The organism is Streptomyces sp. L-9-10, from assembly GCF_004151105.1.
In the GTDB taxonomy this organism is placed as follows: domain Bacteria; phylum Actinomycetota; class Actinomycetes; order Streptomycetales; family Streptomycetaceae; genus Streptomyces.
Genome location: NZ_PHRF01000027.1, coordinates 428,705 through 442,281 on the forward strand (window position 1 = coordinate 428,705; position 13,577 = coordinate 442,281).

The 13,577-nt window shown below is 70.5% G+C and carries 13 protein-coding genes and 1 pseudogene; 12 read left to right on the forward strand and 2 right to left on the reverse strand.

The features are described from left to right. Nucleotides 1-213: 213 nt before the first annotated feature. From CU044_RS08025 to CU044_RS08040, 4 genes are all read left to right on the forward strand, one after another. Nucleotides 214-2,103, forward strand: coding sequence for a helix-turn-helix domain-containing protein (locus CU044_RS08025; protein WP_345790125.1), 1,890 nt, complete (start codon nt 214-216; stop codon nt 2,101-2,103). A gap of 122 nt (nt 2,104-2,225) precedes the next feature. Continuing rightward, nucleotides 2,226-2,657 carry an Rrf2 family transcriptional regulator gene (locus CU044_RS08030; RefSeq protein ID WP_129767737.1) on the forward strand — a complete coding sequence of 144 codons (432 nt, stop codon included), beginning with the start codon at nt 2,226-2,228 and terminating at the stop codon, nt 2,655-2,657. A 97-nt stretch (nt 2,658-2,754) separates the two neighbouring features. Beyond that, nucleotides 2,755-3,507, forward strand: coding sequence for an SDR family oxidoreductase (locus CU044_RS08035; protein WP_129767738.1), 753 nt, complete (start codon nt 2,755-2,757; stop codon nt 3,505-3,507). A gap of 172 nt (nt 3,508-3,679) precedes the next feature. Then, nucleotides 3,680-4,207, forward strand: coding sequence for a DUF4142 domain-containing protein (locus tag CU044_RS08040; RefSeq protein WP_240045416.1), 528 nt, complete (start codon nt 3,680-3,682; stop codon nt 4,205-4,207). A 174-nt stretch (nt 4,208-4,381) separates the two neighbouring features. On the opposite strand, the gene CU044_RS08045 is transcribed toward CU044_RS08040, so the two are convergent. Beyond that, on the reverse strand, nt 4,382-5,959 hold the full coding sequence (locus CU044_RS08045) for an FAD-binding protein (RefSeq protein WP_129767739.1): 1,578 nt from the start codon (nt 5,957-5,959) through the stop codon (nt 4,382-4,384). A gap of 127 nt (nt 5,960-6,086) precedes the next feature. On the opposite strand from CU044_RS08045, the gene CU044_RS08050 reads away from it, so the two are divergent. After that, the gene (locus CU044_RS08050; RefSeq protein ID WP_240045417.1) at nt 6,087-6,683 is read left to right on the forward strand and encodes a TetR family transcriptional regulator; all 597 of its coding nucleotides are present in this window, start codon (nt 6,087-6,089) and stop codon (nt 6,681-6,683) included. Nucleotides 6,684-6,744: 61 nt separating this feature from the next. On the opposite strand, the gene CU044_RS38415 is transcribed toward CU044_RS08050, so the two are convergent. Then, nucleotides 6,745-6,912 carry a hypothetical protein gene (locus tag CU044_RS38415; protein ID WP_165371812.1) on the reverse strand — a complete coding sequence of 56 codons (168 nt, stop codon included), beginning with the start codon at nt 6,910-6,912 and terminating at the stop codon, nt 6,745-6,747. Between the two features lie 241 nt (nt 6,913-7,153). Between CU044_RS38415 and CU044_RS08055 the strand changes: the two genes are divergently transcribed. The 7 genes and pseudogenes from CU044_RS08055 to CU044_RS08080 form a co-directional block, all read left to right on the forward strand. Continuing rightward, entirely contained in the window at nt 7,154-8,170 is a 1,017-nt protein-coding gene (locus CU044_RS08055; RefSeq protein WP_129767784.1) for an LLM class flavin-dependent oxidoreductase, read from the forward strand. 255 nt (nt 8,171-8,425) lie between these two features. Continuing rightward, nucleotides 8,426-9,313 (forward strand): endonuclease/exonuclease/phosphatase family protein, encoded by an 888-nt coding sequence (locus CU044_RS08060; protein WP_129767785.1) that lies wholly within the window; start codon nt 8,426-8,428, stop codon nt 9,311-9,313. 144 nt (nt 9,314-9,457) lie between these two features. Then, nucleotides 9,458-10,876 (forward strand): serine/threonine-protein kinase, encoded by a 1,419-nt coding sequence (locus tag CU044_RS08065; protein ID WP_240045418.1) that lies wholly within the window; start codon nt 9,458-9,460, stop codon nt 10,874-10,876. Nucleotides 10,877-10,907: 31 nt separating this feature from the next. Further along, entirely contained in the window at nt 10,908-11,198 is a 291-nt protein-coding gene (locus CU044_RS39415; RefSeq protein WP_240045419.1) for a hypothetical protein, read from the forward strand. A 37-nt stretch (nt 11,199-11,235) separates the two neighbouring features. Further along, complete coding sequence (locus CU044_RS08070) at nt 11,236-11,607, forward strand: hypothetical protein (RefSeq protein WP_129767740.1); 372 nt, start codon at nt 11,236-11,238, stop codon at nt 11,605-11,607. 227 nt (nt 11,608-11,834) lie between these two features. After that, nucleotides 11,835-12,386 carry an HPP family protein gene (locus tag CU044_RS08075; RefSeq protein ID WP_129767741.1) on the forward strand — a complete coding sequence of 184 codons (552 nt, stop codon included), beginning with the start codon at nt 11,835-11,837 and terminating at the stop codon, nt 12,384-12,386. 286 nt (nt 12,387-12,672) lie between these two features. After that, a pseudogene (locus CU044_RS08080) lies at nt 12,673-13,577 on the forward strand (hypothetical protein); the annotation flags it as partial.

A 13,577-nucleotide genomic window follows, 5' to 3' on the forward strand; every position in this document is an offset into this window, starting at 1 on the left:
GGATGTCCTCCTGTCGGGCGTCCTGGCCGCGACGGTCCGAAAACCCGGGGCCATGGCTCCGTGGTTCAGGGGTCCGCGCGTCCAGGTGTGCGGTGCCGAGGATCTTGGGCTGCTCCTGGCCTGAAGACAATGGAGGTGATCCACATAGCGCGCGGGCACATCATGTGGTGAATCGACTTCCGAAGGGACGTGCGCCTCAGTACCGTCTGCTCCGTGACCTTGGAGAAGAGTGGTCGGATGTTCCTCGAACTGCTGGCGCGGGACGCACCCGCGGCCGAGTTCGAGGAGCCGGTCACCGCCGCGCGGGCGGCCGGGGAGAGCCCCGCGGCCCTCGCCGAGCTGGAGCGGTCGAAGCTGCTCGCCCTGCGGGTACGGGCGGCGCTGGACAGGAGCCGTCGCCGGGAGACCGAACTGTCGGCCCTGTACGAGACGGTGGGCGATCTGGTGGCGCTGCGTGATGTCGACGCCGTGCTCCAGGCGATCGTGCGCCGGGCGCGCACACTGCTCGGCACCGACACCGCGTATCTCGCCCTGTACGACCCGGAGCGCGGCTGCGCGTACATGCGCGAGACGAACGGCTCGGTCTCGGCCAAATTCCAGCAGCTGCTGATGCCGCTGGGCGCCGGGCTCGGCGGGCTCGTGGTGCAGACCGCTTCGCCGTACTTCAGCAGCAGCTATCTGGGCGACGCGCGGTTCCGGCACACCCACGACATCGACGAGGCGGTGACGGAGGAGGGTCTCGTGGCGATCCTCGGCGTGCCGCTGCGGCTCGGCGGGAACGTCATCGGTGTGCTGTACGCGGCGGACCGCAGCGAACGCGGCTTCGCCCGCGACGAGGTCGGTCTGCTCGGCTCGCTGGCCGCGCACGCCGCTGTCGCCCTCGACAACGCGCGGCTGCTCCAGGAGACGCACACGGCCCTGGCGGATCTCAACGCCGCCAACCGTCTCGTGGAGCGCCGCAGCGCGTCCGTCGAGCGGGCCGCGGCGGCGTACGAACGGTTCACCGGTCTCGTCGTACGCGGCGGAGGCGTGGCGGACATCGCGCACGCGATCGGCGAGGCGCTGGACGGCTCCGTGGTCGTCGTCGGGCCCGACGCCCGTCCGCTCAGCCGGGCCGGGGCGACGCGCCCGCCCGACGGATACCCCGGCGAGGAGAGCGTGGCCGAGGCCATGGCCCGTTCCCGGGCGCAGGGCCGCGCGGTCGACTGCGGCGGTTGCACGGTCGCCGCCGTGGCGGCCGACCAGGAACCGCTGGGCGCGCTGGTGATATCCGGTGTGAAGGAGCTCGACGAGACCGGCCGGCTGATCCTGGAGCGGGGCGCCCTGGTGACCGCGCTGCTGCTGCTCTTCCGTTCCTCACTGGCCCAGGCCGAGGAGCGGGTACGCGGAGATCTGCTCACCGATCTGCTCACCGAGCGCCACGGCGGCTCCCTCGCCGTACGGGAGCGGGCCCGCCGTCTCGGCACCGACCTCGACAAGCCGCATGTCGTCGCGGTCGTCGCCGGCGACGACCTCCCCACGCAGCGGATGTCCGCCGCCGCCGGCGCCTATGCGAGCGCCCGCCGGGGGCTGGCCGGCCGCCACGAGGGCCGTACGGTGCTGCTCGTACCGGGCGACGATCCCTCCGCCGTCGCGCGCGCGGTCGAGGCGGGGCTGCGTACCGCGCTCACGCGACCGGTGACCGTGGGCGCGGCGGGTCCGCTGTCCGGGACGGCCGTACGGGACGCCCACGCCGAGGCGGTCCAGTGCCTCGGCGCCCTCCAGGCCCTGGGCCGCGCCGGCTCCGCCGCCATGGACGATCTCGGCTTCCTCGGGCTGGTCCTCGGCAGGCACGCCGACGCGCACGGCTTCGTGCGGCGCACCCTCGGCCCGCTGACCGACTACGACGACCGCAGGGGTACGAGCCTGCTGGACACCGTCGAGTCGTACTTCCGGCACGGACAGAGCCTGGCCCGTACGAGTGCGGCGCTGCACGTGCACGTCAACACCGTCACGCAGCGGCTGGAACGCGTCGGACAGATACTCGGCGAGCAGTGGAACACCCCGCAGCACGCGCTGGAGACGCAGCTGGCCCTGCGGCTGAGGGGCGTTCTGAACCACTGACGGACGGCCCTCCCCCGGACGGGGCCGGCCATTGACCCCACGCGTCGTAACACTTAACGTTGCGACTATCGAGGACACGAAGAGCGCGGGAGGCAGGGGAGGACACGGGAGGTGACGGACGAGTGAGCGCGAACAGCAGGCTGACGATCGCGGCCCATGCGCTGACCTGGATGGAGCTCCACCGGCGCCAGGGGCACGAGATCGCCACCTCGGAACAGATCGCGGGAAGCGTGAACACCAACCCCGTGGTCATCCGGCGCCTGCTCGGAGAGTTGCGCGGGGCCGGGATCGTCGCATCGCGGCGTGGCGCGGGCGCGGGCTGGAATCTGACGCGCGACCTCGAAGCCATCACCCTGCTGGACATCTACGACGCCGTGGAGCCCAGCCCCCTCTTCGCCATGCACCGCGCGGAACCCAATCTGGACTGTCCGGTGGGCTTCGGGATCCGGCCGACGATGCAGGACGTGTACGACGGAATCGATGTCGTCCTGCGCGACGAACTGGCCCGCACCACGCTGGCCGATGTCCTCCAGAACGTACTGACCGCCCGCTAGGACAGGCACTGTCGGCGCGTCGTACCGCGAGTGCGCGCACATGCCGTTTTTCGCACTCTTTAATGTAACAAAACTCATTACCTCAAGGATGGATGTCATGGGACAGCTGGACAACAAGGTGGCCCTCGTGACCGGCGGCTCGACGGGCATCGGGTTCGCCACCGCACGCCGGTTCGCCGAGGAAGGCGCCACCGTCTATCTGACCGGGCGCCGCAAGCCCGAACTCGACGCCGCCGTGGAAGCCATCGGGGAGCGGGCCGTCGGCGTACAGAGCGATGTGTCGAACCTGCGGGATCTCGACACGCTCTTCGAGACGATCGGGACCCGCAGCGGACGGCTGGACATCGTCGTCGCCAACGCGGGCGGCGGCGGACTCGCACGGCTCGGGAAGATCACCGAGGAGCACTACGCCTCCACCTTCGACACCAACGTCAAGGGGCTGATCTTCACCGTGCAGAAGGCCCTGCCGCTGCTGCCCGACGGCGCGTCCGTGATCGTGCTCTCCTCCACCAACGCCTCGCTCGGCATCGAGGCGATGAGCGTCTACAGCGCCACCAAGGCCGCCATCCGCAACCTCGCCCGCTCCTGGGCCGCGGAGCTGGCCGGCCGCGGGATCCGGGTCAACGCCATCGCCCCGGGGCCGATCGAGACCCCCGGCATCGAGGGCCTGGCCGGCGACAGCGCACAGGCCAGGCAGAAGCTCAAGGACAGCTTCACGGCCCAGATCCCGCTGGGCCGGATCGGCCGCCCGGACGAGGTCGCCGCCATGGCCCTCTTCCTCGCCTCTGACCAGAGCTCCTTCACCACCGGCGCGGAACTCTTCGTCGACGGCGGCCTCGCCCAGATCTGACCGTCCCGCGGGTATGAATCGACGGCCATTCGTGTGAGCGCGACGTGATGGTGTGACCGGCCCCTTCGAACTGGGAATGCATGGGCTCCGGGCACCGACTCGCGTGCCCGTCCAACGACCGGTCCGATGCCGACCCGTGTGCGGTCCGGACCGGGCGAAGGGAGCCACGCAGATGATCGCTGTGCGACGCATGGCCGCCGCCTCGGTGCTGGCGGCGCTGGCCGGCATATCCGCGCCTTCCGCGTACGCCGCGTCCGCGGCCACCGATGACGCGCCGTTCCTGAAGGCGATTCACCAGGGCAACCTGGCAGAGATCGCGGCCGGACAGAGCGCACGCAAGAACGCCACGGCGGCTTGCGTGAAGACGGTCGGCGCCACGCTGGTGCGCGACCACAGGAAGCTGGACGCCGGCGTCAAGACGTTGGCGAAGAAACTGGACGTCACACTGCCGTCCTCGCCGTCCGCCGCGCAGGAGAAGACGATGACGGCCCTCCAGGGCCAGGTGGGCACGAGCGCGTACAACACCACCTGGCTGAAAACCGAGGCCAAAAGCCACAAGGAGACGCTGGCCCTGATCGACAGTGAAGTCTCCAAGGGAGGCAACGCCGAGGTCAAGGCGGCCGCCAAGGCGGCACGCCCCGTAGTGGCCAGACACCTGAAACTGATCCGTGCCTGCGAGGCGCGCGTCACACCGTCGTGACCCACGCGGGCACCGACGGAGACCCGCGGACAGCGACGGAGACCGGTGGCGGCCTCGGGGACTCGGCCGCCGGCCGCGACAGGCGGCGAGGGCCGCGGGGCAGTCGACGACAGCCCCGCGGCCCTTCCGGTGCGCCGCTCGTACGCGGGCGGGCCGGCCGACGGCCGGGAGGGCTCAGGCAGCGGCAGCCGCGGCTCCGGCGCGGCGGCCGGAGAAGACGCAGTCCGCGATCGACAGCCCGCTGACGTACGAGTGGGAAGCGACGCCCACGGCACTGCGTCCCGCCGCGTACAAGCCCTCGATGGGCGCTCCGCCCTCGGTGAGGACGTTGCCGGTGTCGTCGTGCACCGTCAGGCCGCCCAAAGTGATCATTGGGCTGGGAAAGAAGAGGGGACTCCGCAGAGAGACGTCGAAGGCGTAGTAGGAGCCCTGGCCGAGCTGGTGAAGGTAGGCCTCGGGCTTGCCCAGGGGGTCTGTCCCAAGGGAGTTGTACGTCTCGATCGTCGCCCGCAGACCCGCCGGGTCGATGCCTGTCCTGCGGGCCAGCGCCTCGATCGTGCGCGCCTTTTTGTGCCCGATCGTCAACAGGTAACTCATCTGTGCCCGCTGGAAGAAGACGGTCTGGGAGCGCATCTCCTTCCACGCCGTGTCGACGAGTGCCTTGTCGATGACGAGATAGGCGTGGCCGTTGTGAGAGGTGACGATCTCGCTGCCGATCGTCGCGCCGTACAGGAGTTCGTTGCAGATGCGTTCGCCTTCGCGGTTCACCAGGACACCGCGTGCCAGGGAGGCCGGCGGCGTATAGAAACGCCATACCGAGACCCGGTCGAGATGGCCGGTCGCACCGCCCGCCTCGATGCCCAGGCGGATACCGGAGCCGTCGTCACCGATCGTTCCCAGCGGCTGGCCCTCGCGGTAGGCCGGGGCGTGCTCGGCGAGCATCTGTCCGTTGTAGACGAAACCTCCCGCCGCGACGATCACACCCTTGCGCGCCTTCACGCGATAGGTCTTCGCATGCCTGGCCTCAAGACGCTCCACAAGCCGGTTGAGCGGGGCGGCGCCCGGCGGGAAGTAGTTGTTGAGCTTGGCGAGCCGCGCCGAGGCCGCCTTGTGGACGCGGGCCGCACGCCCCGGCGGAAGGGCCGCGTACTCGACACCGATCACGCGGCCCTCCTCGATGAGCAGCCGCTGGGCCCGTGCCTGCGTACGGAGACGGATGCCCCGTTCGTGGACGCCGCGCGCCAGAGCCCCGAACAGTTTCTTGCCCGAGTCAAGGCCATCGGCGACCGCTCTGTGGCCGCGCGGCGCGGGCTCGGCCGCATCGCTGTACGGCGGGAACTGCTCGTTGCCCGAGTAGTAGAGGAAGTAGTCGTTGGTCGGGTAGGACGTCTTGAACGGGCTGAGCGAACCGTCGAATGACACGCCGAGCGACTCCAGCCAGGCCAGATGGGCGGCGCTCTCGTCGCAGAAGCGCCGCAGAACCGCGTCGCTGACCACCCCGGCGGTTTCCTTCTGGAGATAGGCGAACATCGCTTCAGGGGAGTCGTCCATACCGGCCTGCCGCTGTTGCGGTGTGCCGCCTCCCGCGTAGACGACCCCGCCGCTCTCCTGCGTGGCGCCACCGCCGGAGAACCGGTCGAGAACGAAGACATCCGCCCCCTGGTCGGCGGCCTCGATCGCCGCGGAGGCACCCGCGCCGCCGAACCCGACCACCACCACATCGGCCTCAGCGTCCCATCGCAGACCCTTCATGACTCTCTCCCTCATTGAGCTTACGCTTCACTCTTGAATCACCCGATACATTGTGGAACCGAGTATCAGTCTGGGAACTGTAGCCCATTGCTGCGAGCCGGGCTCAAGAGAGAGGTAGGATCACGGGGTGAATGACGGAGGACTGCGTACGAGCACGAGAGACATCGCACGGTCTGCCATCAGGGAGGAGTTGTCCCAGGTGGCCTTCGACCTGTTCCGCCGTGAGGGTTTCGACAACGTCACCATCAACGACCTGGCCGCGGCCTGCGGGGTGTCCCGCAGTACGTTTCTGCGCTACTTCGGCAGCAAGGAGGACGCCGTCCTCGGCGCCGTCGACGGCCAGGGCGAACGGGTGGCCGGCGCGCTGCGCGCGCGCCCCGCGGACGAGGAGGACTGGACGGCCCTGCGACGCGCGATGGACGCCCTTGTCGAGCCCTGGCGCCGGGATCCGGTCACGGCGCTCGCCACGACACAGCTCGTCGTGGGAACCCCTGCCCTGTGCACGCGGCAGTGGGAGAAGCAGAACTCCTGGCTGCCCGGCCTGGCTCGGGCGCTCGCCGAGCGTTCCGGCCCTTCAGGGCTTTCGCCCCTGGCTCAGTCGGTGAAGGCCGCGGCCGCCCTGGGCTGTCTGAACGTGGCCATCGACCACTGGACCGCGTCCGACGGCCACCTGGACCTCGTCGACCTCCTGGACGAAGCCTTCGCCACGCTCGCCCCGCACTGAACCGGCGGTGACGGCCGCCGCTGTCGGTCCCGCCGTCCCGCCACCGCCGCCGGCCGGTGGTTCATCGTCGGGCGCTCTTCCAACTGGCCCAGGCCAGCGTGGCGAGCAACGCGCCGATGGCGATGTCACCGATCCCGATCGACGTGCCGGCCCGCTCGTTCAGTGAGGCGAAGGACCCGACGGCGAGGGCTGCGAAGAGGATGGCCAGGACGGTCCAGAACGCTCTCACGGCGGCCCCCAGATGTGGAACATTGGTCGCCCACATTAGCGGTCGGCCCTTACCAGGTGCGGGAGTTCGTACGATCCCGGCAGTCGGGTGCGCCGTGAACAGGTGCGCCGCACCTGCGCCAGGAAAGCGCCCGGCGGATTCCCCGCTCCGAGCCCTTGCCGGGGGCGGCGACGTCCGGCCCCGGCCCCGGCCCCGGCCCCGGGAATCCTCGTACGGCACGGTTGTTGCACCAGGTGTGAGTATCGCAGCGACCGTTCCCTTCTCCGTGCTGGACCGCTCCCGTATCCGGGAGGGGTCCGACGGTCCGCGGGCGCTGCGCGACAGCGTGGCGTTCGGCCGGCGGATCGAGGCCCTCGGCTATCACCGCTTCTGGGTCTCCGAGCACCACAGCGTGCCGGGCGTCGCCGGCTCGGCGCCGACCGTACTCGCCGCAGCCGTGGCCGCCGCCACGTCGACGATCCGCGTCGGGACCGGCGGTGTGATGCTGCCGAACCACCAACCGCTGGTCGTCGCCGAGCAGTTCGGGGTGCTGGAATCCCTCTTCCCCGGCCGTATCGACATGGGGCTCGGGCGGTCGGTGGGGTTCACCGACGGCATACGCAAGGCACTTGGCCGGGACAAGCAGGACGCGGCCGACTTCCCGGGGCAGCTCGCCGAACTCCTCGGGTACTTCACCGGTACCCAGACCGCGCACCCCCGGGTCCATGCCCACCCCGCCGAGGGGCTGCGGATCCCCGTCTTCGTCCTGGCCACCGGGCAGGGCGCGCGGGTCGCGGCGCGGGCGGGGCTGCCGCTGGTCATCGCCGCCGTACGGGGTGAGGACGCGATGCTCCGGGCCATCGAGGAGTACCGACGGGACTTCCGTCCCTCCGCCTGGGGCGAGCGGCCGTATGTCGTCCTGTCCGGCACGGTCGCGGTGGCGGAGACCACACGGGAGGCTCACGAACTGCTGCTCCCGGAGGCCTGGTCGACGGCGTACTCCCGCACCCACGGGGAGTTCCCGCCGCTGGCCCCGGTCGAGAGGATTCTCACGACCGCCATGACGGAGCGCGAGCGCGCACTGTTCGAGGAGGCGCGGCAGGGTCAGTTGTACGGTGCGGCGGACGAGGTGGCGGCCGGTCTCCAGAACCTGCTCGCGCGCAGCGAGGCCGACGAGTTCCTGGTCACGACCAGCACCTACGACCGTGAGGCGCTGCTCGACTCGTACACCCGGCTGGCCCGGCTGCTGGGGCTCACCGGCGAGCCGCCGGCCGTGTGAGCGGGAAGCCGTCCGGGACGCCGGTGCGGGCGAGGAGCGGAAACTGATTCACCCGGTGACTCGTCCTGGGGGGGGGCAAGGGCAGCGACTGGACGGGAGGCCACGGTGGTACAGGCGCGGGCGGACAGAGGTGCGACGTCGACGGTGAGGGCGGCGCTCCGGCGTGCGGGGCGGCGGGCTCCGGGTGCGGACGCGCGGGGAGGCGCCGGGGGACGGTCGGCCTGGACGCGGGGGCGGGCACTCGCCGCGCTCGCGGTGCTGACGGCCGGTCTGTTGGTGTTCCACCGGGCCGTGCCCAACTCCGTCGGCCGTATGGGCAGTTCGCTGGAATCGTTCCTGCCGTGGCTCGGCCTGGCGGGCGTGGTGCTGCTCGGTCTGGCGCTGCTGCGCCGTTCGGCCCTCGCGCTGGTGGCCCTGCTGCTGCCGGTGGCCGCCTGGACGTACCTCTTCGGCGGGCTGCTCCTGCCCGGGGCGACGTCCGGCGCGCGCGAGCTGGTCGTGGTGCAGCACAACGTCAGTGACGAGAACACCGATCCAGCGGGCACGGCGCGCACCCTGGCCGACGCCGAACCCGATCTCGTCGCGCTGGAGGAACTGATGCCCCCCGCGCTGGCGGTCTACGAGAAGACGCTCGCCCCGGACTACCCGTACCACGCGGTCCGTGGCACCGTCGGACTCTGGTCGAAGCACCCCCTGACCGGCACGAGGCCGGTGGACATCAAACCCCGGGAGATCGCGGAGACCTGGAGTCGCGGACTGCGGACCGTGGTCCACACACCGCACGGCGAGATCGCGGCGTACGTCGCGCACCTGCCTTCGGTCCGCGTCCGGGCCAGCGGTCTCGCGTCCTCCTGGCGCGACGAGAGCGCCGGCCTGCTGGGCGAGGCCGTCGCCGCCGAGGAACTGGAGACCGTGGTCCTGCTGGGCGACCTCAACAGCACGGTCGACGACCGCGGTCTGGCCCCGCTGACCTCACGGATGAACGTGGCGGAACGGGGCTTCGCCTTCAGCTTCCCGGCCGCGTTCCCGCTGGCCAGGATCGACCAGGTCATGGCCCGCTCGGGGACCGTCGGCCACATCCGCACCCTGCCCGCCACCGGTAGCGACCACCTGCCGGTGGTCGCCCGGATCACACTGAACTGAAGGACGGCGGAGTTACTTTGGCGCGTGTCGGGGCGGGGGCCTCCCCCCGGCGCCGCTGACGCGCGGGGACCACGCCCGCCAAGCTCCGGGCTTTTGTGCCTCCTTCGCGTCCGCCGGATGCCGGGGTATGGCAAAGTCGTGCCGGTGGATGAGCTGCGACTTCAGGATCCCGGGCGAATAGGCGCGTGGCGCATTCTCGCCCGGCTCGGTGCGGGCGGCATGGGACAGGTGTACCTCGGCCGTTCGCCCGGCGGACGGCTGGTGGCCGTGAAGGTGATCCGTGACGAGATCAGCGATCACCCCGAGGCGCTGGCCCGGTTCCGGCGGGAGGCCGCGACCGTGGAAACCGTACGCAGCGCCTACACCGCCCAGTTGATCGAGGCGTCGCTCGATACGTCTCCGTACTGGCTTGCCACCGAGTACGTACCGGGACCCACGCTGCGCGACGCCGTGGGCGTGAACGGCCCGTTCCCGCCCGAGAGCGCTCTGCGGCTGCTCGCCGCGCTCGCCGAGGGGCTGGCCGCGGTCCATGCCCACGGGGTCACGCACCGGGACCTGAAACCGCAGAATGTCATCCTGGCGCCGCAAGGACCGCAACTGATCGACTTCGGTATCGCCCGGGGACTGGAACAGACGATTCTCACCCGGGACGGGTTCGCACCCGGGACACCGGGCTACGCCGCGCCCGAGGTCGTCATGCGTAACGACGTCGGCCCGGCGGCGGACATCTTCGCGCTGGGAGCGACGATCGCCTACACGGCGACCGGCCGGCCTCCGTACGGTGTGGGCGACGCCGCGGCGGTGAGCTACCGGGCCGTGCACGAGGACATCGACCTGACGGGGGTACGGGACGATCTGGCCGCGCTGATCCGGCAGTGCGTCACCAAGGATCCGGCGGAACGGCCCGCGCCGGCCGCGGTGATCGCGGAATGCGCGGTGGACTCGGCGCTGGCCGCCGATGCCCACTACCGCTCGGTGGCCCGCGATGCCGACCCGGTACCCCTGTCCGGGCACGTGAAAAGCCCGCCGTCCGCGTCCGGCGCGCACGCGCCGTCGGAGCGGGAAACGGGGACGGTCACACCTGCCGCACCTGTCACGTCGATACCACCTGCATCACCTGCACCGCTCGCGGATCGCGGCCCTGCGCAGCCCGCTCCCGCGCCGGCAGCGGGGACCGCGTTCTGGGCGTACTCGGACACCACACCGTACGACGAGCCGGATCACCAGCCGCCCGCCCGGCGCGGACGTCGTGGCGCCCTGATGGCCGCATGCGTGGTGGCGCTCCTCGTGCCGGTCGCGGTCTGGCTGTTCCCCGAAGAGGACGGCGAGGGCTCCGGAGCGACACCCACGACCGATGCCGCCGGACCACATCGTGAACAACCGCGTCTCGCAGGACCGCTGGACCCTGTCGGACGATCCGGAACAGGCCGCTCAGGGCATCGGCTCCTGCGACCTGGCAAGTCTCACCGAGTCCTTTCCGCCGACCGACCTGCGGTCCTCCGTCTCGCACACCACCGGCTCGGACACGGCCTCGGTGGAGCTGCGCCCCAAGGACGCAGGTGAGGGAAAGCGTCCCGCGCCGTACTACGTGTCCGTGGGGATACGGCCCCCGCACGAAACCGACCGCACCACCGGGCGCCCCCTCCGGTCGGCGGCGAAGGGCATCGGTTTCACCAGCAAACCCGTCGACCTCTACTCCCAGTGGGCGTCGGGCGGAACCATCAAGCTCAGCTACCCCAAGGACTTCCGGGCCCACTTCGACAACCGGACCGTCGACGCGATCCCGGTCGGAGACGACCGGGGCGACTGGACCGTGGTGCTGTACCACGTCGAAGGCGGACCCACGAAGTTCACGACCGTCGTGTGCAACGGCTTCCACGCCTGAGCCACGAAGAGGGCGTGTCCGACCACATAATGCGGCGATGAACAGCAACCACGTGGTTTTCGACTGCGGCCTGACCTTCGAGGAGCGGCTCGGGAAGCTCGCCGAGGTCTGGATCCGCGACGGTCGTGGCAGCGACCATCTGGTGACCGGTGAGGCGTTCTTCGCGGTGTACTCCTGGCATCTCCAGCACTGGACCGACCACGACATCACCTGGGCGGAATACGCCGCCGCCGCGTACGACGCCATCGGTGGCAGCGACGGCTGGTCGGCCATGCTGCGTGAGCGAGCCTTCTGCGAGAGCTGCGGGGACAGATACCGGCTGGAGAACATCGGCATGTGCACCGGATGCATGCGGTATACGTGCTACTCCTGCGGCGGCCACGGGGCCTGCGCCGGCGTGGTGGTCTGACCGGCCCCGTACGTGGACGCGGCCTTTGATCGGCGGCGTCGATCAACCGATCGAGAAGCGCTCTTGGACGCTCGGTGATCCAGGACGTCAGGATGTCGGAGCGTTCCCCGACTTGATGGACGACGAGCCGCCGTGGGCCGGAAGTGCGGGGCGCCTCCGAGGAGTCCTGTGTCGATTTCGCCTGCCCTGAATAGGTACGTCCTGATTGACTCGGCGGCGTCGCGTTCATGACGCACAGCCAGTCCGGGATACGGGAAACCGACGACGACGCCCGCTCCGCGAAGAAGCCTCGGGCCCGGTGGTGGAGAGTCGCCGAGCCAAGGCCACCCCGGCGTACGGTCGCGTCGGCGGCTGTCACCACATCGGTCGCGCTGACCGTCCTGGTGGCCGTCGGGACGTTCACGCACCAGACGGTGCTGATACCGCCCCTCGCGGCCACGACGGCGATCGTCACGGCGACTCCGGCCTCGCCGCTCGCACAGCCCCGCCATGTCCTCGGCGGACACCTGCTGTCCTGTCTCGTCTGTTTCGCGGTCCTCGCCCTCGGCTGGCACGGCCCCTGGGCCGCCGCGCTGGCCTGCGGCGCGGCCTGCGGCCTCGGGCTCGTCTGCAAGGTGGCCCACCCGCCGGCCATGGCGACCGCCGTCATGATCATGCTGACGGAACCGCAAGCCACCCGCTTCGTGCCCCTGCTGGCCGCCGGCGCGGCGCTGCTCGTCCTGGTGCAGCTGGTCTCCTCCCGTGTGCAGCGAGAGGTGTATCCCACCGCCTGGTGGTGAGCCGGAGAGAGCGGCCTCAACCGGCGCCTCGCCGCTCGCCGGCCGATCCCCGGTACGAGGTGCGGCCGAGTCCCGCCGCGCGCCACCGCGCACACCGCGCGGTGGCGAACTGGACGGCCGGCCAGGCCCGTCGGCGGGCTGGGCCCCCGACTGGGCCCCCGGGCCCTGCGTTTGGGCCCGGGCCCATCCTTAGGCTGCTGTCGCTCGGGGGAACGGGTGGTGACGCTGGCGAGGAGAGCAGATGAAGGGCTCCGACAGGTTCCAGATATGGCATGAGCATGATGAAGTGCGGAGTGCCCAGGGCCTGGGTCGGCGTGGAGACCGGGGGCAGAGCGGGGCCGAGTACGCGGCGATGGTCGGGGTGGTGTCCCTGGTCGTGGCGGGGATCGTCGGTCTGAGCGTGCCCGCCGACGAGGCGACCGGGCTGAAGAGCGCGGTGTGCCGAATCCTTCACCCGCTGAGCGGGGCCGAAGCGTGCTCCTCCGGCGACTACGAGGGCGACGGGGGCGGGGGCGATGGAGGCGACGACGGCGGAGGCGGCGGGCCCGACGACCCCTTCGTACCCAACGGCGACCCGTTCGAGCCCGCGAAGTGCCTGCTGTCCCAGGACCAGACCAAAGCCACCGTCGTCATCCAGGTGGCCTTCATCAAGATCAGCAGCTCGGAGACGGTCAAACTCCAGCAGTGGTCCGACGGAACCGTCACCCTGGAGCGGGTCAATGAGACCTCGGGCGGCGTCACGGCGAGCATCTCCGCCGGCATCCCGGGCCTGAAGGACTGGGGCGGCAGCGCCTCGCTGAGCGGAAGCTATGTGAAGGGCAGCGGAAACGGCGGGCAGTGGCTCTTCAACGGGAACAAGAGCGGCGATCCCCAGGCGGACCTGGCGGCCAACCTCGAAGACGCCCAGAAGTTCGCCGCGTACCTCAAAGCGAATGACGGCTGCAAATTCCAGAGCGGGTACAACCCCGGGGCGGCGATGGGAGCGTGCCAACAGGACGCGGCCACCAAGAAACCCGATCTCGAACCGGAGCTGGCACCGGACGTCGACATCACCAAGACCTCGACCGAGGCGTCCGGCGGTGTGAGCTTCGGAAAGACCTTCAAGAGCAACGGCAAGAGCGGCAAGGACACCAAGGGCGGCAAGGACGGCAAGGGCGCCGACGGCCCCAAGGACCTCGGCAACATCTCCTT